The sequence below is a fragment of the Achromobacter sp. 46006 genome (assembly GCF_059761975.1).
This window is the reverse complement of the sequence record NZ_JCBANN010000168.1, coordinates 1-217: the sequence shown is the minus strand read 5'-3', so window position 1 is coordinate 217 and position 217 is coordinate 1. Positions and strand designations below refer to the sequence as shown.

Annotated in this window: 1 protein-coding gene; it reads left to right on the top strand. The window is 65.9% G+C overall.

Going from position 1 to position 217, the window contains the following annotated elements; genetic code table 11:
* The coding region (locus AC6LKG_RS26665) for a VCBS domain-containing protein (RefSeq protein WP_498170028.1) at positions 1 to 217 on the top strand (217 nt) is incomplete at both ends.

Sequence of the window (217 nt, the reverse complement as noted above, 5' to 3'; positions counted from 1 at the left end):
GCCGTCATCACCCCGAACCAGCCGGGCGACGATGCCGGCTCCGTCAAGGAAGACGGCAACCTGACCACCGGCGGCAAGCTGGACGTCACCGACAAGGATGCCGGCGAGGCCACCTTCAACGCCCAGACCGACGCCAAGGGCGAGCATGGCTCGTTCTCGATCGACGCCGACGGCAACTGGACGTACCAGCTCGACAACAACGATCCCAAGGTCCAGG